Below are 20,413 nucleotides of genomic sequence, written 5' to 3'. Positions count from 1 at the left end.
GAGGCAGTCTGCGTCAACAACACTTCAGAGCGGCTCACCCTCGTCATCTCACAACCTCGCCAAATAAGGCTCGAGCGCCGCGAGCGAGCCCAGCGTATGCGCGGGCGCGTAGAGATCGACATGCGGCAGCGCCGCCTTGATGCCGCGGGCTTCCGGCGCGTAGCCGTGCCAGCCGAGCATCGGATTGAGCCAGACGATACGGCGGCAACGGCGTCGCAGTTGCGCCATCTCGCGGCCGAGCAAGGCTGGATCACCGGTGTCGTAGCCGTCGGAGACGATCATCACGCAGGTGCGCGAATGGATGACGCGCGGCGCGTGCCAGCGGTTGAAGGTCGCTAGGCTTTCGCCGATCCTGGTGCCGCCGCCGGCGCCCTGCGCCATCATCGACAGCCGATCCAGCGCCCGCGCGGCATCCCTCTCCTTCATCGCATCTGAGACGTGAGCCAGCCGGGTGTGAAACAGGAACGCTTCGGCCTCGCGGAAGGCGTCGAGCACGCCGTGGATGAAGCGAACAAACACCGACGTATAGGGGCTCATCGAGCCGGAGGCGTCGAGCAGCACCACCAGCCGGAGCGGCTTGGGCTTGCGGCGGCGATGCACCAGCGCGATCGGCACGCCGCCATGGCTGATGTTGCGGTGGATGGTGCGGCGCAGGTCGAGCCGCTCGCCCTTGCGCCGGAGCTGATCGCGGCGGGTCAGGCGCGTCTGCATGGCCTGGGCGAGCCGCGCCGCCGCCTCATGCGCCAGCGCGACCTGGTCGGGATCTGCGAGCTTGCGGAAGTCGGTATCGCTGATGGACTCCACGCGCGAGGCACCTTCGCGGACGCCCTCGCCGGCCGCCTCGCGTGGGGTTTCGTCAGAGGGAATCTGATCGGTCGGGCCGTGATGCCCCTGCCGAGCAGCATTCGCATCCTGCAGACTCTTCAGGGACGGGCTGTTCGCCGATTGCGGCGACCCTGCCGTCAGAACGCGCGAGCGCACGCGCTTGCCGAGCCAGAACGCGTCGAACAGGCCGTCGAAGCGATCCCACTCGCTCTTGCGCGCCGAAAACAGGTGCTTGAAGGCGGAGCGCAACAGGCTGGGCCTGTCGGCATAGCCTGCGGTCATCACGGCCGCCGCATCCTGCCCCTCCGACAGGCCGACCGCAAAGCCGTTGTCGCGCAGCGTCTTGAGAAATGCGCTGAGGCGTCCCGCGACCAGCCGCGCCACCGCGTCCATGTCCTCATGATCAGGCGTGGCGCCACAGCAGCTCATGCGACCCTCCCCAACAATCGCGCGGCGACCTCGCGGGTGATGCGGGAGCGGTCCTCATGCGTCTTGAGCAGGCACATCAAGGTGTCATGCACCACCTCCGGCTGGTCCTCGAGGTCGCGCACATCGAGCCCGACCAGCGCGGCTGCCCAGTCCAGCGTCTCGGCCACACCCGGCACCTTGCGCAGCTCTTCTTTTCGCAGGCCCTCGACCAGGCGCGCGATCTGCAGCGCAAGCGACGCCGACGCGCCATCGATCCGCGCCAGGATGATGCGGGCCTCGCGATCGACATCGGGATAGTCGACGTAGTGATACAGACACCGCCGGCGCAGCGCGTCCGACAGCTCGCGGGTGCCGTTCGAGGTCAGCACCACGTGCGGGATGCTGATGGCTTTGATGGTGCCGAGCTCGGGAATCGATATCTGGAAGTCCGACAGGAGCTCCAGCAGGAACGCCTCGAATTCGTCGTCGGCGCGGTCGATCTCGTCGATCAGCAGCACCGGCGGCGTGGCGCGGCGGATCGCCGCAAGCAGTGGCCGCTCCAGCAGATACTTCTCGGAGAAGATCTGGTCCTCGATGGTATCCGGCTGGCCGCGATGCGCCTCGATCGCAAGCAGCTGGCGCTGGTAGTTCCACTCGTACAGCGCGGAGCTCTGGTCAAGACCCTCATAGCATTGCAGCCGGATCAGCTCGGTGCCGTGCACGCAGGCGAGCGCCTTGGCGACCTCGGTCTTGCCGACCCCGGCCTCGCCTTCCAGCAGCAACGGCCGCTTGAGGAGGTGCATCAGTGAGAGCGCCGTCGCCAACTCGCCATCGGCGATGTAGCCGCAGGCGGCGAGGGATTGGGCGATGTGGTCGCGGGTCTTCATGTCAAGTTCGACTGCTGCGTCATCGGAGGTGAACTCCCCTCCCCCTTGTGGGGAGGGGTTGGGGGTGGGGGTCTCCACGCACACTGCCCGTGGGGTACCCCCCTCCCTAGCCCTCCCCCACAAGGGGGGAGGGAACGCGCGCGCGCGGCGAACGCCAACGCCTTCAATATTACGACCCCAATACACCCAGGTTCTTCGCCGCCTGCCAGTTGCGCCAATAGTCATGCGGCATCTGGATGTGCGTCGAGCCTAAGAACGAGAACGCGTCATTGACCGCGTTGGAGAACGCCGGCACGCCGCCGACATTGGGGCTTTCGCCGACGCCCTTGGCGCCGATCGGGTGATGCGGCGAGGGCGTGACCGTGAAGTCGGTCTCCCAATGCGGCGTCTCGACCGCGGTCGGCATGAAGAAGTCCATGAACGAGCCGGTCACGACATTGCCCTCGGAATCGTAGCGGATCTCCTGGCCCATCGCGATCGCGAAGGCTTCGGTGAGGCCGCCATGAATCTGGCCCTCGATGATCATCGGATTGATGCGGGTGCCGCAATCATCGAGCGCATAGAAGCGCCGGACCTTGTACACGCCGGTGTCGACGTCGATGTCCATTACGCAGAGATAGGCGCCGAACGGATAGGTCATGTTGGGTGGATCGTAGTAGCTCACCGCCTCCAACCCCGGCTCCATGCCCGGCGGCACGGAGTTGTAGGCCGCCCAGCAAATGTCCTTCATCGACATCACCTTCTCCGGCAGGCCCTTGACGCGGAAGCCGTCGATGTCCCATTCGAGATCGTCCTCGTGGACCTCGAGCTTGTAGGCCGCGATCATCTGCGCCTTGGCCTTGATCTTGCGCGCGGCCATGGCGATGGCTGCCCCTGCGACGGGCGTCGAGCGCGAGCCGTAGGTGCCGAGACCATAGGGCGCCGTGTCGGTGTTGCCCTCCTCGACCATGATGTTGTCGGCGGGAATGCCGATCTCGCTGGCGATGATCTGGGCCCAGGTGGTCTCGTGCCCCTGGCCCTGGCTCTTGGTGCCCATCCGCGCAATGCCGGCGCCGGTCGGATGCAGCCGGATCTCGCAGGAATCGAACATCGCGATCCCCAGGATGTCGCAGTTCTTCGACGGTCCGGCACCGACGATCTCGGTGAAGAAGGACACGCCGATGCCCATGATCTCGCGGGTCTCGCCGCGCTGGAAGGCAGCGCGCTTGTCCGCCTGCTCCTTGCGCAAGGCCGCGTAGTCCACGGCCTCCATCATCTTGCGCATGGCGGTGTGGTAGTCGCCGGAGTCATATTCCCAACCGAGCGCCGAGTGATAAGGAAACTGCTCCGGCCTGACGAAGTTCTTCAGGCGCAGCTCGGCCGGATCCATGCCGAGTTTCTGCGCCAGAATGTCCATCGCGCGCTCGATGCAATAGGCCGCCTCGGTGACGCGGAACGAGCAGCGATAGGCGACGCCGCCCGGCGCCTTGTTGGTGTAGACGCCGTCGACGACGCAATGCGCGACCGGGAAGTCATAGGAGCCGGTGACGATGTTGAAGAAGCCGGCCGGCCATTTCGACGGGTCGGCGCAGGCATCGAAGCCGCCATGGTCGGCCAGCACGTGGACGCGCAGGCCGGTGACCTTGCCATCCTTGGTCGCCGCGATCTCGGTGGTCATGTGGTAGTCGCGCGCGAACGCGGTCGCGGTCAGGTTCTCGATGCGGTCCTCGACCCATTTGACCGGCTTGCCGGTGACGATGGAGGCCACCGCGGCGCAGATGTAGCCAGGATAGGCGCCGACCTTGTTGCCGAAGCCGCCGCCGATATCCGGCGCGATGACGTGGATCTTCTGTTCCGGCAGTTTCGCGATCAGCGACACCACGGTTCGGATGACATGCGGCGCCTGGAAGGTACCCCAGATCGTCAGCTCGCCCTTGATCTTGTCGAACGAGCAGACGCACTGGCAGGTCTCCAGCGGCGATGGATGGGTGCGGTGATAGGAGATCATCTCCTTGATCGTGACGTCGGCCTTCTTGAACGCGGCGTCGGTGAGCTCCTTGTCGCCGACGCTCCACTCGAAGATGTGGTTGTGGTGCTTGCGCGGGCCGTGCGCGCCCGAGGTCTTGCCGACGAGGTCCTCGCGCAGCACCGGCGCATCTGAATCCATCGCCTTGAACGGATCGACCAGCACCGGCAGCGGCTCGTACTCGACCACGACCTTGTTGACGCCGTCATCGGCGGCGTAGCGGTCGGTGGCCACGACAAAGGCGACCTCCTGGTTCTGGAACAGAACCTTGCCGTCGGCGAGCACCATCTGCACGTCGCCAGCGAGGGTCGGCATCCAGGCGAGGTTGACGGTCTTCAAGGTCTCGGCAGTGATGACCGCGAGCACGCCGGGCACCTTCAGCGCCTCCTCGGTGTGGATCGCCTTCACCCGCGCATGGGCATGCGGCGAGCGCACGAAGTCGCCGTGCAGCATGCCCGGCAGCTTGACGTCGTCGACGTAGTTGCCCTTGCCCTGGGTAAAGCGGATGTCCTCGACGCGCTTGCGCCGGCAGCCCATGCCTTCGAGCGCGGCTTCGCGTTGTTCCCGCGTGGGAGTCATGTCGTTCATTCCGCGGCCTCCTGGAATTCAACGCCGTTGATCTTGGCGGCGGCGTATTGGATCGCCTTGACGATGTTCTGATAGCCGGTGCAGCGGCAGATATTGCCGGAGATGCCGGCGCGGATCTCGGTCTCCGTCGGCGACGGATTTTCCTTCAGCAGCCGATGCGCGCGGATGATCATGCCGGGCGTGCAAAAGCCGCATTGCAGGCCGTGCATCATGCGAAAGCCTTCCTGCAGCGCCGACAGCGATCCGTCGGCGTTGGCCATGCCTTCGATCGTGGTGATCTCGGAGCCGTTGGCCTGCACCGCGAGTATGGTGCAGCTCTTCACGCTCATGCCGTCGATGTCGATGGTGCAGGCGCCGCAATGGCTGGTCTCGCAGCCGATATGGGTGCCGGTGAGCTGCGCCTGCTCGCGCAGGAAATGAACCAGCAGCGTGCGTGGCTCGGCGAGGCCCTCGACCTCGCTGCCGTTCACCTTCATCGTGATATGGGTTTTGGGCATTCGTTGCTCCCTGGGAAATCGCAAAGCTTGGGCACCACTTGAGCCGCAGTGTCAGTGCGCTCCCCTCCCCCTTGCGGGGAGGGGTCGGGGGTGGGGGTCCTCAGCGGCAGTGTCGCTTGGGGCTTCCCCGGCCCTCCCCCACAAGGGGGGAGGAGAAGAGAGAGTTCGCCGAGTGGCGATGTGCGTTCAGGTTGCCCGCCTCGCAGCGCGCTGCAGCGCGCGCATCACCATGATGCCGCCGACATGCGTGCGGTACTCGGCAGGTCCCCGCGCGTCGGAGGCCGGCTGCATGATCGCGCGCGCGGCGCTCGCCGCCGCCTTCAGCGCGGCATCGTCGAGCGTGGTGCCGATCACTGCAGTCGCCGCGTCGGTCGCCAGCAACGGCGTCTCGTGCAGATTGGTCAGTGCGATCACGCACGTCGCCACCTTGCCGCCCGCCATCGTCAGCACCACGGCGGCTGCCGCCGTCGCATAGTCGCCGACCTTGCGCTTCAGCTTCTCGTAGGCGTAGCCGTGCCTCGCAGCCGGAAGCGGGATGCTGATGCCAGTCAGGATCTCGCCGGGCTCGAGCGCTGTGAAATAAGCGCCCTGGTAGAACTCGCGCGCCGCGATCTCGCGAACGCCGTTCGGCCCTTCGAGCCGATAGGAGGCGTCCAGCGCCAGCATCAAGGCCGGCATGTCGTTGCCGGGGTCGCCATTGGCGACATTGCCGCCGAGCGTGCCGCGGTAGCGCACCTGCGGATCGGCGATCAAGAGCGCGGTCTCGTGCAGGATCGGCAGCGCCTCACCGATGTCGGCAGACGCCAGCAGCTCGGCCTGCGTGGTCATCGCGCCGATGACGATGCGGTCGCCATCGCGGCGGATGCCCTTGAGCCCGGCGATGCCGTGCAGATCGATCAGATGCGCCGGGGTCGCCAGTCGCAGCTTCATCATCGGCAGCAGGCTGTGGCCGCCGGCGAGCGGTCGCGCGTCATCACCGAGGTCGGCGAGCAGCTTGATCGCATCGCTGACGCTCGCCGGCAGGTGATAGTCGAACGGGCCAGGAATCATGACGTTTCCTCTCCTGTGCTGGCCTGCTTTATCGGCAAGGCCGTCGCGTTGTTGCGGCGGGCGTTCGTGCTGCGAGAGCGAAGTGCGAACGCGGACGCATCGCGGATTGGCGCGGAGCGTCGATCGGGATCGCTGGCCGCGCAACGAAGCCGGCACGGAGAGCGGCGAAATCGCACGAAATGCGGCTGGTCGCGCACGAATTGCGTCAGCGAGGGCGACCCAATCGCGCGAGTGACGGCGTGAGCGGCCGGGCAAGACGCGCGAGCGGTGCTGCATGCGTTGGGGAGAATGGCGGCGCTCTGTTGCAACAGCGAAACGAACGCTGAACTCAGGCCGGCCGCCGCAGCCCGAGCCGCGCCTTGACCTCGGCGACCTTGGCGCGGCTCACCGGCACGCGCGGCTTCGAGGGGCCATCGAGCTCGATGATCGCGCCCTCGCCTTCCCGACCGACGTAGATCACATGCTCGATCGCGACGATGTGGCTGCGGTGCACGCGGATGAAGCGGCCGGGATCGAGCTGCGCCTCAGCCTCGGAGATCGACCATGGGCACATCCGCTCGCGGGTGCCGTCGTGGATCCGCGTGTAGTGCGCATCGGCGCGCACGCTGCGCACGTCCGCGGCATCGATGAAATGGGTGCCGTTGGCGCCCTCCAGCGGCAATCGCGCCGCGGTCGCGCGCGGCGGCTGGCCGATGCCCCCCAACGGCGCCGCCGTCGCCCGGCTCGGAACGGCGACCTCGACGACCGGCTCGGCCGCCGTCGCGGCCGGCTCCGGTGCCAATTGCGGCGCAGCCTCGGCAACGGCCGGCATCGGCTGCGATTGACGGCGCGGGTCCGGCACCAACGACAGCAAAAATCCGGCGACGATGACGAAGCACAGCACGGCGACGACGATCGCGAGCGCTTGCGGCGACGCAGCAAGTCCTGGTGCGGCGTGATGGTGTCCCTCACCCATCGGCACGACATGCATTCCCAGCATCGCCGTGTAATGCATGCCGGACACGGCGATGCCGAACGCAACCGCGCTGATGGCGAGCCGTAGCCCGTCCTGCCGCGCCAGGAAGATGCGCAGGCCGCCATAGGCGGCGACGATCGCAATCGCCACCGACAGCGCCACCAGCATCGGATCATGCGTCAGCCCGAATGAGCCGGACAGGCCGTGCATGCCGACATAATGCATGCTGGCGATGCCGGCGCCGAGCAGCAGCGCGGAAGGGACGACGCGCCGGGGCGAGGGATCGCCGATGCTGACGAAGAACAGCGAGATGCCGATCACGAGCGCGCAGATCAGGAACGAGATGATGGTCGGCAGCACCAGATAGACGGCATCGGCCGGCAGTGGCGCCGCCATCATGCCCACGAAGTGCATGGTCCAGATGCCTACGGCCAGAATGCCGGCGGCGCCGGACAGCAGCACGCGCGCATTCTCTCCCGGACCGCTGCGGATGCGCGCGGTGAGACTGAAACCGGTATAGCCACCCAGGCTCGCGATCACGACCGAGAGCGCGACGAGATAAGGATCGTATCCTTCGATCATCCTTGTCGGCCGCCCGTCGCCACGGGCAAGCCTCCTCCCAGGAGAGATTTTACAGGGGTGGCGAGGAAATTGACAACACAAGGCGGGGAGCGTGAGGGGACGTGGTGTCGCTGAGGGTGGGGCGGACGACACGATGACTGATCGGCGCGGAGCAAGAGGCTGAATTCGAGCTCGAGCCGCGAGACGGTGAGCCCCCCTCCCCCTCGCGGGGAGGGGTCGGGGGTGGGGGGTCCACGAGTCGTGCTCTCGATGATGATCACTCGTATTCGAGAGGATGACGGCGATGACACACGCCATCGCATTCGTCTTGTTCGGTAAAACAGAAGATGCACATGACGAAGTTCGGCGCCCGGAGACCCCCACCCCCAACCCCTCCCCGCAAGGGGGAGGGGAGTTCACTGCCGTTGCCGTGAGATCTCGATCCCGGCGTTTCGATAGCGGGTGTGTGGCTAGCCTGAAGCCAGCCACACGACATCACCGCCTCAGATGATCCCCGCGGCCACCTGCCCCCGCAACCGCTCCAGGCTCAGCAGCGTCTCGGCGCAGGCCGTCGCCACCTCGATGCCCTTGGTCGCGAAATGCTTGCGGAAGAACTCGAAATGCGCCTGCGTCTCGTGGAATTGCTGCGGCGTCAGCACCGCGGAGAACATCGGCACCTCGGTGCGCAATTGCACGTCCATCAGCGCCTTGATGACGGTGTCGGCGACGAACTCGTGGCGGTAGATGCCGCCGTCGACAACTAGGCCGGCCGCGACGATGGCGGTGTAGCGCCGCGTCTTGGCCAGGAGCTGCGCATGCAGCGGGATCTCGAACGAGCCTGGCACCTCGAAGATGTCGACCCGATCGCGCGGGATGTGGCGCGCCTCGATCTCGTCGAGGAAGGCCAGACGGCATTCGGCGACGACGTCGCGATGCCAGGCCGATTGCACGAAGGCGACGCGCTGCGGCTTGCTGAAGCGCGGATGCGACGGCGCCGGTGGCGACTCGTCGGGCGGTGACGCGACCGGCGTATCCGCCGGCGGCGACGTTCCTGCGGTGATGGTGTCGGTGGGCGTATCAGTAGGCGCGTCTTGCAACATCTGATTCATGGTTGTCCTCGTCAGAGACCAGAATCAGGGCACACGGAACAACGACGCCCCCACGCTGGATTGCGCGGGGTGCCGGGACCCGTTCTCTTTCATCCGGACTGTGACCGTCGGCTTCGGAGTCGCACCGAATCTGCTGACCCTTCTCTGCGCGACGCGTTCCGGAGAACGGAATTCTCCAGACCGCGCCTTGCCGAGAAGGCGCTCGCGGGCTCGCGCGCTCGACCGAGAAACGCTTACCGCCGGTGGGGAATTTCGCCCCGCCCTGAGAACATCGGCCGCCCGGATGGACGGCCTGAATGAACTATGCAGGCGGTCGGCGGCTGCGGCAAGGCCTCACGCCCGCGGTCCGCGACGGGCGGCCATGCAGCCGCTCACGGCCGTTGCCGCGGCCAAATCGGCTCGGACGGGGCGGTTGCGGCGAATCCGATTCCGTTTTGTTCTCATTCGGCCATGATTCCACAGGCCGGACAGGAGTTGTGGACGAAGCGGTGTTTGGCTGTGGACGGACTCGCCCCCCCGTTGCGCAGATTCCGCAAATCACATCAGTTTGTCCTCGCACGCCCGGGGTACCTCCGGGACTGCAAGCCGGGTCTCGAAGCGCCGAGAGGGCGTGGGCCGGGTCGCCGCGTATGTACCAACGAGATCAAGAAGACGAGGTCGAGACGGCATGTCCCTGCTCGAAAGCACTATCGATTCCACCGACCACCCGCTGAGCGTGGTCGAGACCATTGCGGCCGACAACAACTGGATGTTCGAGCGCTCCGGCGAGGACGAGATCACGATCGCCTCCAAGGGGCAATGGACCGACTATCAGCTCTCTTTCACCTGGATGGCGGAGATCGAGGCCCTGCATCTGGCCTGCGCCTTCGACATGAAGATTCCGGAAGCGCGCCGCGCCGAGGTGCAGCGGCTGATCGCCGCGATCAACGAGCAGCTCTGGCTCGGCCATTTCGACATCTGGACCCACACCGGCATGGTGATGCACCGCCAGGCCCTGGTGCTGCCCGGCGGGATCACCGCGTCGGGACTGCAATGCGAGAGCATGCTGGCCGGCGCCATCCACGCCTGCGAGCGCTATTTCCCGGCCTTCCAGTTCGTGGTCTGGGCCGGCAAGTCGACCCAGGAGGCCATGGCGGCCGCGCTGTTCGATACCGACGGCGAGGCGTAAGCCGCCGCCGCTCCTCACACGCGGTGCCGTCCCTGCGCACGCAGGGACCCATACCGCGTGATGTCCGTCTGGCGCGCGACGCTTGTCGCTCTGCCCCTGCTCCACTAGAACCGCCGGTGGTTATGGGTCCCTGCTTTCGCAGGGACGACAGCGGAGTGCGTCGTGACATCAGCGGACAACAACCTGCTTCATCAGCTCACCGGCACCATCGTGCTGGCCGGCGCCGGCAAGATGGGCGGCGCGATGCTGACCGGGTGGCTGGCCGGCGGGCTCGATCCTGCGCGCGTGGTGGTGATCGAGCCGATGCCATCCGCGGAGATCACGGCGCTGGTGGCCGGGGGCGTCCGCCTCAATCCGACGGCGGCTGCGCCGGCCGAGGTCGTCATCGTCGCCGTCAAGCCGCAGATGTTCCCGGACGCCGGCCCCGCCTTGAAGCCGTGGGTCGGCGACGCGACGCTGGTGCTGTCGATCATGGCGGGGACGACGATCGCCGGCCTGCAGCAAACGATCGGCGGCGCGGTCGTGCGCGCGATGCCGAACACGCCCGCCGCGATCGGCCGCGGCATCACCGTGGCCGTGCCCGCCGCCAACGTCAGCGCCGCGCAACGGGCGCTGACCGACGCGCTGCTGCGCGCCACCGGCGCGGTGGAATGGGTCGACGACGAGGCGCTGATGGACGCGGTGACCGCGGTGTCCGGCTCGGGTCCTGCCTACGTATTTCTGCTCGCCGAGGAACTCGCCCGCGCCGGCGTCGCCGCGGGCCTGCCCGAGGCGCTGGCGACGAAGCTCGCGCGCCACACCGTGTCGGGCGCCGGCGAATTGCTGCGCCAATCGGACCTGCCGTCCGCCACGCTGCGCCAGAACGTCACCTCGCCGGGCGGCACCACCGCCGCCGCGCTGTCGGTGCTGATGGGAGCCGACGGCTTCCAGCCGCTGCTGACCAGGGCGGTCGCCGCGGCCACGGCGCGCTCGAAAGAGCTCGCGAAGTAGACAACCGCGAGCTGACAGCTCAGCGCGACGGCGTCGGCGGCCCGCCATGCTGCTGGCGCCATTGCAGGAACTGGCGGAACAGGGAGCTGCGCTCAGCCGGATCGTTGGACAGCTGTCCCCCGCTCTGGCGCACAAAGCTCTCGAACTGGGTCTGGCGCACGTCGGCGACCTGCGGCCGCGGCACCATGTTGCGCGCCAGCAGCCACTCGTCCGCCGCCTTGAAGCGCTTCCAGTTCGGAATCGCGGTGACGATGCTCGACTCCCGCCATTTGGGATGCCGGGGCGGCTTCATGAACTCGTCGTAGTTGGCGAAGAACGCCTCGACGAAGCGCGCCACCTTGCGATAGCGCTCGGTATTCTCCGGCCAATTGTAGCTGACGAGCAGCATGCCGATCGCCACCGTCTCGATCGTCTCGCCGGGGTTGAGCAGGTTCGGATATTCCTCCGAGGACAACGTCGTGGGCAGATAGAGGTCCTGCAGCCGGCGGTCGTAGGGGATCGTCACCAGGTGCAGCGCGCGGTTGTCGTTCCTGATGCTGCGGGCGAGCTGGAACACCTTTCCGGTGGAGACGATGTAGGCGTCGGCGTCGCCATCGATCAGCTTCTGGATCGATCTGGCATCATCGGTCGCATAGTCGAACGACGCCGTCAGGCCGAGCCGGTTGAAGATCACGCGCGCGGAATAGAAGCCGACATCGGTCGGCGCGATGATGCGCTTGCCGTTGAGGTCGAAGATCGAGCGGATCGAGGAGCGCGCGATGACATGGATCTCGTTGTGATAGAGCCGCGCGATGTAGCGGAGCTGCGAGGTGATGTCGGGGATGCCGTATTGCAGGCGGTAGAATTCGGGCACGTCGGCTGCGACCGCGCCCATGTCGATGCTCTTCAGAAACAGAATGTCGGAGACGTTGCGCACCGGTCCCTTGCCGAGCACCGGCAGCACGCGGACGTTGGTCTGATCATCGAGCACGCGCGCCATGTCCGAGCCGAACACGGAGGTGGCGCCGCCGGCCGGCGCGGTGATGATGGTGACGGTGCCGTCGTTGACGTCGGTCGGGTTGGGCAGCCGCCATACGTCCGGCCCGCTGCCGGGCGCGGGCGACAGCGACGCCGGCAGGCCGGCGGGACGTGGCGGCGCGGGGATCACGGGCGCGCCGTTCGGCCGGGCGGCCGGGGCGACAGGCACGATGATGGAGCGGGTCGCTGCCGGGCGCGGCGGCTGCGGCGGTTGTTGTTGCAGCTGCGGCCACGCCTGCGCCGATGCCTGACTCAGCATGAGTCCGGCTGCGAGCGCGGCAAGCACGACTTGCGAAGCTGCCTTCGTGACGATGGACATAGCGCAACGGCCTCCTGCACCATCGCGATGCCGCCGCAGCGTTCTCGACCAGTCCGGAGCATTCACCTCGAGGCCTGCCTGCGTCAGGCATGCGACGGGCGACCGCGGCCTCGGCTGAGACCTCGCGACAACCAATCTCGCGATGCGGAGCACGCAGCCAAATGGCCACGATCGGCTCCGATCGAGTTCCACAGTTGGGTGAGGTGATTCGATGAATTTGCGGCGGGCGCCGGGATTTTGTATGACGACGTGCATATAAACCGGATATTGGACTCCGGCTGTGGCTCCGATGCAACGCCTCTTGTTTCAGGCCGCCAGCCGGTGTTGCCGTCGTGCCAGGATCAGCAGCGTCACGACGATGCCGAGGTTCAGGCCATTCCATGCGATGCCATTCGCGAAGGCCGCCGAATAGGACCCCGTGGCGTCGAAGATGACGCCCGAGACCCAGCCGCCGAACGACATGCCGAACACCGAGGCGAAGATGATGATGCCGACCCGGGTGGCGGCCTCGCGTGCCGGCATCGCCTCACGCACGATGATCGCATAGCTCGGCACGATGCCGCCCTGGAACAGGCCGAACATGCCCGAGATCAAATAGAGCGACGTCAGGCCATCGAAGAACAGATAGAACAGAAGCGCAAAACCCTGCGCCAGCGAGCCGATCAGCAACGTCCGCATGCCGCCGACACGGTCGGCGAGAAAGCCGGAGCCGATCCGGCTGACGATGCCGAGCGCCATCATCAAGGACAGCATCTGCGCGCCGACAGCGACGCCATAGCCGAGGTCGCCGCAATAGGCGACGATGTGCACCTGCGGCATCGCCATCGCCACGCAGCAGGCGATCGCGGCGATGCTGAGCAGCACGGTCAGCGCGTTGGTGGAGATCGGCAGCTCCAGTTGCGGCGGCGCCGCGCCGGCATGGTCCTGCGCGCCGGCACCGTCCATGCGCGCGCGCAGCACCAGGAGCAGCGCGCTCATCGTCACCGCGCAGAAGACACCGAGCGCGACATGGCTGGCGCGCCAGCCGATCTGCTGCACGCCCCAATTCACCAGCGGCGGCCACACCGTGCCGGCGACGTAGTTGCCCGAGGCGACGATGGTGACGGCGAGGCCGCGATAGCGCACGAACCAGTGCGATGCCTCCGCCATCAGCGGCGCGAAGGTGACGGACGAGCCGAGCCCGATCAGGAAATACACCGCCTGAAACTGCCACAGCGTCACCGACGCGCCGGCGAGCAGATAGGCGGCCGCGGTGCAGGTGATGCTGAGGGCCATCGCGGTGACGATGCCGAAGCGGTCGGTGATGCGGCCGACGATGACGCCGCCGAGGCCGAAGCCGAACATCGTCAGCGTATAGGCCAGCGACACCGCGCCGCGGCTGGCGGCGAACTCGGCCTGCACGACCGGCAGAACGACGACGACGGTCCACATCCCGGCGCCGCCGATGGAACCGATGACGAGCGCAAGCGCCAGCCGCGCCCAGGCCTGGCGCGAGTCCGGAATGAAGTGAGGCGCTTCCTCGAATCTTGGCTTCGGTGCGTGCACGATATGCGCAACCTCGTTGCCGCACCGCATCAGGTCAAGCCACATTGCTGCGGCATTGGGCATGCAGAAGCAGCGCAACAGGAGGGATCTGCACGATCACGGTCCGGCCCTCTTGGCGGCGCCGCGCTTTATCATTAGGTTGCGCGGCGGATCGGAGTGATTTGGGCGCGCATGTCGTTGGGACTGACACGGAAGATGCTGATGGTGGCGGGACGGCTGCTCGTCCTCGCTTACCTCGTCTGCGTGCTCAGCCCGGGCGTGGCGCTCGCGCTCGGCGATGGGGCGGCGCCCTGCCTCGACGAGACCGTCGTTGCCGTTGCGGCCTCTCATCATGACGCGGCTCATCACGAGATGATCTTGGCGGCGATGCCGCAGGTAGAGACCGCGCACGCCCATCATCATGATCATCCTGTTGCAGACGCTGGGATGCAGGCGCCAGCTCCCGCGCCGTCGCACCACGATCACAGCAAGATGCCGGGCCCCTGTTGCGCCATGATGTGCGCCGTGGGCCTCGCTGCCGCGCTGCCGGCGGTCACCCTTCCCGCTTCGTTCGCCGCCACCAGCGTGACCCCGCGCGACGAAGGCCTGCCCGGTCGCACGCCGCCGCGCCTGTATCGGCCCCCCATCGTCCTGGTCTGAGCGAACGACGCCGGCTTCGTGCGCGTGTCGCGCGCGGCTGCTCGCGATTCATCGACAGACCAAGGATACCTCATGTTGTCGCAATACATGGCGACGCCCGCTGCCGCATCTCCGGCGCGGCGCAGCCTGCCATTCTCCGTTGCCGCTTGCGCATTGACGCTGCTTGCCGCGGCGAGCCTCGGCGCCTGCCAGCCGCGCACGATCGCATTGGCCGAGGCTGATCCGGCCGATCCGGCGGCGAACGTTGCGCCCGTGCGCATGTCGGGGGTCGTCGGGCCCTACACGCCGCTGCGCCCGGCCGCGCCGGCCGCCTGGGGCCAGCGCACCGACCCCGGCGCACCGCGCCCTGAGCCGAGCCGCTAAGGAGCGCCACATGCAGGGGATCATCAGGCTCGCGGCGCTCGCCGCAGCACTTGCGCTCGCAGGCTGTGCCTCGTTCTCGCCGGACGGCGGCATGAGCGCCGTCGCGGACATCACCGGCCACACCACCGGCAAGGAGGTCGCCTCCGTGAGAGGCAATGACGACGCCGAACGCGTCCACGCTGCGACGCGCCGCCTGCTCGCCCGGCCCTTGTCGGCCGATGCCGCCGTGCAGATCGCGCTGTTCAACAACAAGGGCCTGCAGGCGGCCTACAACGCGCTCGCGCTCAGCGAGGCGGACATGGTCGAGGCCAGCCTGCCGCCGAACCCGACCTTCTCCCTGATGCGCATCAGCGGCGACGGCGCGCTGGAGGCCGAGCGCCAGGTCGCCGGCGACATCCTGGCGCTCGCCACCTTGCCGCTGCGCTCGGAGATCGCGCGCGAGCGGTTTCGCCAGGCCCAGTTGAAGGCCGCGCTGGCGACGCTGCGGCTCGCCGCGGAGGTGCGCCGCGCGCATGTGCGCGTCGTCGCCGCCACCGAGCTGGTGGCCCTGCTGGTCGAGGCGCAATCGGCCGCGGAGGCGACCGCGAAGCTCGCCTCGAAGCTCGGCGAGACCGGCGCGCTCAACCGGCTCGACCAGGCGCGCGAGCAGGTGTTCTATGCCGAGACCACGGCCGAGCTCGCCACCGCCCGCCGTGCCGCCAGAAGCGCCCGCGAGCGGCTGATCCGGCTGATGGGCCTGTGGGGCGACGATCTGAATTTCCGCCTGCCAGATCGGTTGCCGGCGCTGCCGCGCCGCCCGCTGAGCCAGCCGTTCGTCGAGGCCGATGCCGTCGGCCATCGCATCGATCTGCAGATCGCCCGCCTCGAGCTCACGGCGCTCGGCACATCGCTGCAGCTCAGCGAGGCGACGCGCTTCGTCACCCTGCTCGATCTCGCCGGCCTCGATCGCAAGACCGTCGAGCCCGACGGCCGCGTCATCCGCGAACGCGGTTACGACGTGCAGTTCCAGATCCCGATCTTCGACGGCGGCGAGGTCCGCGTGCGGCGGGCCGCCGAGACCTACAACATCGCCTTCAACCGCCTCACCGAGCGCGCCGTCACCGTCCGCTCCGAGGCGCGCGACGCCTATCGCAGCTACCGCGCGGCCTTCGACATCGCCGGCCACTACGCCCGCGAGGTGCTGCCGCTGCGCCGGATCATCAGCGAGGAGATGCAGCTGCGCTATTCCAGCATGCAGGTGGACATCTTCGCGCTGCTGCTCGAGGCGCGGCAGCGCCTGGCGTCACGCCGCGCCGCGATCGACGCCATCAGAGACTTCTTCCTCGCCGAGGCCGAGCTGTCGGCTGCGGTCAATGGCGGAGTCGCGAGCAGCGAGGACAGCGCACAGCAGACCGCGAGCGCGCTCGCGCCAAGCAACGACTGACAGGAGAGCACGCATGTTTTCACGCCGCACACTGCTCGGCTCCGCGGCGCTGGCCGGCGCCTCCGCCGTCTCCGGCCGGGTGCAGGCCGCCGCCATTCCCGAAGCGCCGGTGATGGACAAGGCGGTGATGCAGCCCCCGCTGCATCCCAGCGCCGGCCCGGACTATCAGCCCGTGGTCACGCTCAACGGCTGGTCGCTGCCGTTCCGCACGAACGGCGACTGGAAGGAATTCCATCTCGTCGCCGAGCCGGTCACCCGCGAGTTCGCGCCCGGCATGACCACGCATCTGTGGGGCTATAACGGCCAGTCGCCGGGCCCGACCATCGAGGCGGTCGAGGGCGACAAGGTCAGGATCTTCGTCACCAACAGGCTGCCGGAATACACCACCGTGCACTGGCACGGCGTCATCCTGCCCTGCGGCATGGACGGCGTCGGCGGCCTGACGCAGCCGCACATCAAGCCGGGCAAGACCTTCGTCTACGAGTTCGAGATGAGGCACGCCGGCACCTTCATGTATCACCCGCATGCCGACGAGATGGTGCAGATGGCGATGGGCATGATGGGCATGATCGTCGTGCATCCGCGCGGGCCGCAGCCGCCGCCGGTCGACCGCGACTTCGTGTTCGTGATGTCGACCTATCGCATCGAGCCCGGCAGCTACCTGCCGAAGGTCACCGAGATGACCGACTTCAACATGTGGACCTGGAACGCGCGGGTGTTTCCCGGCATCGATCCCCTGCCGGTGCGGCTCGGCGATCGCGTCCGCATCCGCATCGGCAATCTCACCATGACCAACCATCCGATCCACCTCCACGGCCACAAGTTCAAGGTGATCGGCACCGATGGCGGCTGGCTTCCCGAAACGGCGCAATTCCCGGAGACCACGACCGACGTGCCGGTCGGCGCGGTGCGCGTGCTCGACTTCACCGCCGACAATCCCGGCGACTGGGCGTTCCACTGCCACAAGTCGCATCACACGATGAATGCGATGGGCCACGACATGCGAAACCTGGTCGGCGTGTCGCGCAAGGAGCTGGCCGCCGCCGTCGGCAAGCTCGCGCCCGACGGCATGGTGATGGGCAACACCGGCATGGCGATGGGCAGCATGGAGATGCCGGCGCCCGACAACACCCTGCCGATGATGACCGGCAGCGGTCAGTTCGGGCCGATCGAGATGGGCGGCATGTTCACGACCGTGAAGGTGCGCGAGGGCCTCGCCCGCGACGACTACCGCGATCCCGGCCCTTATCAGTTCCCGCAGGGCAGCGTGGCCTATGAGGTCGCAAGCGCACCGGAGCCGGTGCGGCGAAGCGACGGCCCACCGACGCAGGTCCGCACCCAGCGCTGAATTCACCAAGCACCGCCTCAACCGACGACCACCATCAGGAGATCTCCATGAAGACTGCATTCGCGATCAGCGCAGTGGCGGCGGCCGCTCTGATCGTCGCACCGGCCCGTGGCCATGAGCAGCACGGATCGCGCGGCTATTCCGCCGGCGAGCCGGGTGATCCCAAACAGCCGTCACGCACCATCGAGGTGCTCCTGAGCGAGATGGAGTTCACGCCGGCGCGCATCGAGGTCAAGCGCGGCGAGCAGATCCGCTTCGTGCTGCGCAACACCGGCAAGGAGGATCACGAGTTCCTGCTCGCCACCAAGGCCGAGAACCTGAAGCACGCCGCGGTCATGAAGAAGCACCCGCATATGGAGCATGACGAGCCGAACGGCACCCGGCTCGCGCCGAACAAGACCGCCGAGCTGCTGTGGCGCTTCACCAAGCCCGGCACGTTCGAATATTCCTGCCTGATCCCAGATCATCGCGAGTTCGGCATGACCGGCCACGTCGCCGTGAAGTGACGGATGAAGCCGTCTTGACAACGCGTAGGGCGGGTCAGCGCCGCGTCATCCGCCCTACGCCTCGCTATGAGTTCACCAGCAGAAGGAAACACATCATGAAGACGTTCTCTCAGCTCACGACCGCCGCCGCGTTGGTTCTCGCTCTCGCGACCCCTGCCCTCGCCGCCGAGGCGATCAGCGGCGACGTCAAGAAGGTCGATGAGGCCAACGCCAAGATCACCCTCCACCACGGCCCGGCCAAGAGCCTTGGCATGGGCGAGGCCATGACGATGGTCTACCGCGTCAAGGACGCCGCGCTGCTGAAGGGCCTCAAGGCCGGCGACAAGGTGAAGTTCGAGGCGGTCGAGGACGCCTCCGGCTACACGGTGACGAAGATCGAGAAGGGCAAGTAGCAACGGGCATCCGGCTGCTTTGCCCAACCGCTACAGCCTCGCCCGGGCGAATATCCCCGTGATCCAGTCGAGGAACACGCGCAGCCGCAGCGTCATCTGCCGGTTCTGCGGATACAGCGCGTGCAGCGGCGTCGGTGATGGCGGCGTGTCGGCGAGGATCTCGACCAGGCTGCCATCCGCCAGATCCGGCGCGAAGCGATAGCGCGGCGCCTGCACCAGGCCGAGGCCGAGCCGGGCGAGGTCCACCATCGTGTCGGAATTGTTGACCGTGACCCGGCTCGGCAGAACCAGATGGCGCAGCGCGCCGCCGCAGGTGAATTCGAGCGGCAGCACCTCGCCGGTACGCGACGAGATGAAGCCGACCATGCGGTGGCCGTCGAGATCATCAGGTCCAGCCGGCGTTCCGTGCTCGCGCAGATAGGCCGGGCTGGCGACGGTGATCTCCTCGATCGTGCCGAGTCGGCTCTGGATCATGCCGCTCGCCTCCGGCTCGCCGGAGCGGATCACGCAATCGACACCCTCACGCACGAGATCGACCAGGCGGTCGCCCTGGCCGATGCGCAGATCGAGCTGCGGATGCGCGGCGAGAAACGCGGGCAGATGCGGCAGCACGAACGTCCGCGTCAGCAGCGGGTGCGCGTCGATGCGCAGCAGGCCACGCGGGCGCGAATCGCGCAGTGCAGTCTCGGCCTCCTCGATGTCGGCGAGGATGCCGACGCAGCGCCGGTAGTACTCCTCGCCATCCAATGTCGGGGTGACGTGGCGCGTGGTGCGCTCGATCAGCCGGATGCCGAGCCGCGCCTCGAGCTCCTTCAGCACCTCGCTCGCCGTCGAGCGCGGCAGGCCGAGATCGGCGGCAGCGGCGGTGAAGCTGCGGCGCTCGACGACGCGAATGAACAGACGCATGGCATCCAGGCGATCCATAGCGATTGTTCGCCCAGGCCGACATCTGATGTCAAGCCAAGGCCGATTATACGGACGAGGCGATCAGCTATGTCCGCTCGCATTGAAAAGAGGGAGACTGACCATGCCCAATTCTTCATCCCAGGTCGCGATCATCACCGGCGGCTCGCGCGGGATCGGCGCGGCCATCGCCGAACGCCTCGCCGCTGATGGCGTCGCGGTCGTCATCAACTATGCCCGGGCTGAGCAGGCCGCGGCGCACATGGTGCAACGGATCGAGGCGACCGGCGGCCGCGCGCGCGCCGTGCAGGCCGACGTTGCCGATCCCGCCAGCGCGGCGGCGCTGTTTGATGCCGCCGAGCAGGCCTTCGGCGGCGTCGACATCCTGGTCAATAATGCCGGCACGATGGCGCTCGGCGCCTTCGCGGAGCTGAGCGACGCAGATGTCGCGCGCCAGTTCGAGGTGAATGTCGCGGGCGTGTTCCGAACCCTGCGCGAGGCGGCGCGGCGGCTCCGCGACGGCGGCCGCATCGTCAATTTCTCGTCCAGCGTGGTCGGGCTGTATCAGCCGCGCTACGGCGCCTACGCCGCCACCAAGGCCGCGGTGGAAGCCATGACGCATGTGCTCGCCAAGGAGCTGGCGCGGCGGAGCATCACGGTCAACGCGGTGGCGCCCGGCCCCACCGAGACCGAGATGTTCCTCAACGGCAAGACCGACGAGCAGCTGCGCGCGATGGCCGCAGCGAACCCGTTCGGCCGGTTCGGACAGCCGCGCGAGATTGCCGATGTCGTGGCCTTCCTGACGAGCCCGGAGGCCGGCTGGGTCAACGGCCAGGTTGTGCGCGTCAATGGCGGCGTGATCTGACGCCGCGCTGCTGTCACCCGCCGGCCGATGCCGGCCCAACACCAAAGGAG

The 20,413-nt window shown here is 67.4% G+C and carries 19 protein-coding genes and 1 riboswitch; of the genes, 9 read left to right on the top strand and 10 right to left on the bottom strand.

Annotation, left to right across the window (positions count from 1 at the left end):
* Positions 1–48: 48 nt before the first annotated feature.
* The 7 genes from QX121_RS25965 to QX121_RS25935 all read right to left on the bottom strand — a co-directional run bounded on the left by QX121_RS25965 (position 49) and on the right by QX121_RS25935 (position 8,885).
* A complete protein-coding gene (locus QX121_RS25965) occupies positions 49–1,254 on the bottom strand; it encodes a VWA domain-containing protein (protein ID WP_315813376.1) in 1,206 nt (401 codons plus the stop codon).
* Positions 1,251–2,120: a MoxR family ATPase gene (locus QX121_RS25960; protein ID WP_315813375.1), complete on the bottom strand. Its 870-nt coding sequence runs from the start codon at positions 2,118–2,120 to the stop codon at positions 1,251–1,253. Before QX121_RS25960 ends, QX121_RS25965 begins: the two co-directional genes overlap by 4 nt.
* 169 nt (positions 2,121–2,289) lie before the next feature.
* Positions 2,290–4,713, bottom strand: a complete 2,424-nt coding sequence (locus QX121_RS25955; protein ID WP_315813374.1) for an aerobic carbon-monoxide dehydrogenase large subunit — start codon at positions 4,711–4,713, stop codon at positions 2,290–2,292.
* The gene (locus tag QX121_RS25950) at positions 4,710–5,210 is read right to left on the bottom strand and encodes a (2Fe-2S)-binding protein (RefSeq protein ID WP_315813373.1); all 501 of its coding nucleotides are present in this window, start codon (positions 5,208–5,210) and stop codon (positions 4,710–4,712) included. The genes QX121_RS25955 and QX121_RS25950 overlap by 4 nt, the downstream gene beginning before the upstream one ends.
* Positions 5,211–5,396: 186 nt before the next feature.
* Complete coding sequence (locus tag QX121_RS25945; RefSeq protein WP_315813372.1) at positions 5,397–6,260, bottom strand: xanthine dehydrogenase family protein subunit M; 864 nt, start codon at positions 6,258–6,260, stop codon at positions 5,397–5,399.
* Between the two features lie 328 nt (positions 6,261–6,588).
* Positions 6,589–7,797: an MHYT domain-containing protein gene (locus QX121_RS25940; RefSeq protein WP_315813371.1), complete on the bottom strand. Its 1,209-nt coding sequence runs from the start codon at positions 7,795–7,797 to the stop codon at positions 6,589–6,591.
* Positions 7,798–8,279: 482 nt separating this feature from the next.
* On the bottom strand, positions 8,280–8,885 hold the full coding sequence (locus QX121_RS25935; RefSeq protein ID WP_315734010.1) for a 6,7-dimethyl-8-ribityllumazine synthase: 606 nt from the start codon (positions 8,883–8,885) through the stop codon (positions 8,280–8,282).
* Positions 8,886–8,962: 77 nt separating this feature from the next.
* Positions 8,963–9,159: riboswitch (FMN riboswitch) on the bottom strand.
* A 393-nt stretch (positions 9,160–9,552) separates the two neighbouring features.
* On the opposite strand from QX121_RS25935, the gene QX121_RS25930 reads away from it, so the two are divergent.
* Entirely contained in the window at positions 9,553–10,053 is a 501-nt protein-coding gene (locus QX121_RS25930) for a YbjN domain-containing protein (protein WP_315771836.1), read from the top strand.
* A 162-nt stretch (positions 10,054–10,215) separates the two neighbouring features.
* A complete protein-coding gene (proC, locus tag QX121_RS25925) occupies positions 10,216–11,043 on the top strand; it encodes a pyrroline-5-carboxylate reductase (RefSeq protein WP_315813370.1) in 828 nt (275 codons plus the stop codon).
* Positions 11,044–11,062: 19 nt separating this feature from the next.
* On the opposite strand, the gene QX121_RS25920 is transcribed toward proC, so the two are convergent.
* Together QX121_RS25920 and QX121_RS25915 are read right to left on the bottom strand one after the other, a co-directional pair.
* A complete protein-coding gene (locus QX121_RS25920; protein WP_315813369.1) occupies positions 11,063–12,379 on the bottom strand; it encodes a TAXI family TRAP transporter solute-binding subunit in 1,317 nt (438 codons plus the stop codon).
* Positions 12,380–12,685: 306 nt separating this feature from the next.
* Positions 12,686–13,924: an MFS transporter gene (locus QX121_RS25915; RefSeq protein WP_315771832.1), complete on the bottom strand. Its 1,239-nt coding sequence runs from the start codon at positions 13,922–13,924 to the stop codon at positions 12,686–12,688.
* Between the two features lie 171 nt (positions 13,925–14,095).
* On the opposite strand from QX121_RS25915, the gene QX121_RS25910 reads away from it, so the two are divergent.
* The 6 genes from QX121_RS25910 to QX121_RS25885 all read left to right on the top strand — a co-directional run bounded on the left by QX121_RS25910 (position 14,096) and on the right by QX121_RS25885 (position 18,595).
* Positions 14,096–14,563: a hypothetical protein gene (locus tag QX121_RS25910; protein ID WP_315771830.1), complete on the top strand. Its 468-nt coding sequence runs from the start codon at positions 14,096–14,098 to the stop codon at positions 14,561–14,563.
* A 72-nt stretch (positions 14,564–14,635) separates the two neighbouring features.
* Entirely contained in the window at positions 14,636–14,926 is a 291-nt protein-coding gene (locus QX121_RS25905) for a hypothetical protein (RefSeq protein WP_315796945.1), read from the top strand.
* Positions 14,927–14,936: 10 nt separating this feature from the next.
* A complete protein-coding gene (locus tag QX121_RS25900; RefSeq protein ID WP_315813368.1) occupies positions 14,937–16,349 on the top strand; it encodes a TolC family protein in 1,413 nt (470 codons plus the stop codon).
* A gap of 13 nt (positions 16,350–16,362) precedes the next feature.
* Entirely contained in the window at positions 16,363–17,697 is a 1,335-nt protein-coding gene (locus QX121_RS25895; RefSeq protein WP_315813367.1) for a copper oxidase, read from the top strand.
* 47 nt (positions 17,698–17,744) lie between these two features.
* Positions 17,745–18,203: a cupredoxin family protein gene (locus QX121_RS25890; protein WP_315771825.1), complete on the top strand. Its 459-nt coding sequence runs from the start codon at positions 17,745–17,747 to the stop codon at positions 18,201–18,203.
* A 95-nt stretch (positions 18,204–18,298) separates the two neighbouring features.
* A complete protein-coding gene (locus QX121_RS25885) occupies positions 18,299–18,595 on the top strand; it encodes a copper-binding protein (RefSeq protein ID WP_315813366.1) in 297 nt (98 codons plus the stop codon).
* A 30-nt stretch (positions 18,596–18,625) separates the two neighbouring features.
* On the opposite strand, the gene QX121_RS25880 is transcribed toward QX121_RS25885, so the two are convergent.
* The gene (locus QX121_RS25880) at positions 18,626–19,519 is read right to left on the bottom strand and encodes a LysR family transcriptional regulator (protein WP_315734036.1); all 894 of its coding nucleotides are present in this window, start codon (positions 19,517–19,519) and stop codon (positions 18,626–18,628) included.
* A gap of 103 nt (positions 19,520–19,622) precedes the next feature.
* Here QX121_RS25880 and QX121_RS25875 point away from each other — a divergent pair, with 103 nt between their 5' ends.
* Positions 19,623–20,363, top strand: a complete 741-nt coding sequence (locus QX121_RS25875) for an SDR family oxidoreductase (protein ID WP_315813365.1) — start codon at positions 19,623–19,625, stop codon at positions 20,361–20,363.
* Positions 20,364–20,413 lie beyond the last annotated feature (50 nt).

Origin of the sequence: Bradyrhizobium sp. SZCCHNR2028 (assembly GCF_032380995.1) — a bacterium.
Classification (GTDB): Bacteria; Pseudomonadota; Alphaproteobacteria; order Rhizobiales; family Xanthobacteraceae; genus Bradyrhizobium.
Note: the sequence above shows the minus strand (reverse complement) of the source record. Positions and strands in the feature narration are given on the sequence as shown.

What these genes read in the sequence shown, in the direction of transcription:
- QX121_RS25965 (WP_315813376.1), bottom strand. Translation starts at nt 1,254, where the DNA reads ATGAGCTGCTGTGGCGCCACGCCTGATCATGAGGACATGGACGCGGTG.
- QX121_RS25960 (WP_315813375.1), bottom strand. Translation starts at nt 2,120, where the DNA reads ATGAAGACCCGCGACCACATCGCCCAATCCCTCGCCGCCTGCGGCTAC.
- QX121_RS25955 (WP_315813374.1), bottom strand. Translation starts at nt 4,713, where the DNA reads ATGAACGACATGACTCCCACGCGGGAACAACGCGAAGCCGCGCTCGAA.
- QX121_RS25950 (WP_315813373.1), bottom strand. Translation starts at nt 5,210, where the DNA reads ATGCCCAAAACCCATATCACGATGAAGGTGAACGGCAGCGAGGTCGAG.
- QX121_RS25945 (WP_315813372.1), bottom strand. Translation starts at nt 6,260, where the DNA reads ATGATTCCTGGCCCGTTCGACTATCACCTGCCGGCGAGCGTCAGCGAT.
- QX121_RS25940 (WP_315813371.1), bottom strand. Translation starts at nt 7,797, where the DNA reads ATGATCGAAGGATACGATCCTTATCTCGTCGCGCTCTCGGTCGTGATC.
- QX121_RS25935 (WP_315734010.1), bottom strand. Translation starts at nt 8,885, where the DNA reads ATGAATCAGATGTTGCAAGACGCGCCTACTGATACGCCCACCGACACC.
- QX121_RS25930 (WP_315771836.1), top strand. Translation starts at nt 9,553, where the DNA reads ATGTCCCTGCTCGAAAGCACTATCGATTCCACCGACCACCCGCTGAGC.
- QX121_RS25920 (WP_315813369.1), bottom strand. Translation starts at nt 12,379, where the DNA reads ATGTCCATCGTCACGAAGGCAGCTTCGCAAGTCGTGCTTGCCGCGCTC.
- QX121_RS25910 (WP_315771830.1), top strand. Translation starts at nt 14,096, where the DNA reads ATGTCGTTGGGACTGACACGGAAGATGCTGATGGTGGCGGGACGGCTG.
- QX121_RS25905 (WP_315796945.1), top strand. Translation starts at nt 14,636, where the DNA reads ATGTTGTCGCAATACATGGCGACGCCCGCTGCCGCATCTCCGGCGCGG.
- QX121_RS25900 (WP_315813368.1), top strand. Translation starts at nt 14,937, where the DNA reads ATGCAGGGGATCATCAGGCTCGCGGCGCTCGCCGCAGCACTTGCGCTC.
- QX121_RS25895 (WP_315813367.1), top strand. Translation starts at nt 16,363, where the DNA reads ATGTTTTCACGCCGCACACTGCTCGGCTCCGCGGCGCTGGCCGGCGCC.
- QX121_RS25890 (WP_315771825.1), top strand. Translation starts at nt 17,745, where the DNA reads ATGAAGACTGCATTCGCGATCAGCGCAGTGGCGGCGGCCGCTCTGATC.
- QX121_RS25885 (WP_315813366.1), top strand. Translation starts at nt 18,299, where the DNA reads ATGAAGACGTTCTCTCAGCTCACGACCGCCGCCGCGTTGGTTCTCGCT.
- QX121_RS25880 (WP_315734036.1), bottom strand. Translation starts at nt 19,519, where the DNA reads ATGGATCGCCTGGATGCCATGCGTCTGTTCATTCGCGTCGTCGAGCGC.
- QX121_RS25875 (WP_315813365.1), top strand. Translation starts at nt 19,623, where the DNA reads ATGCCCAATTCTTCATCCCAGGTCGCGATCATCACCGGCGGCTCGCGC.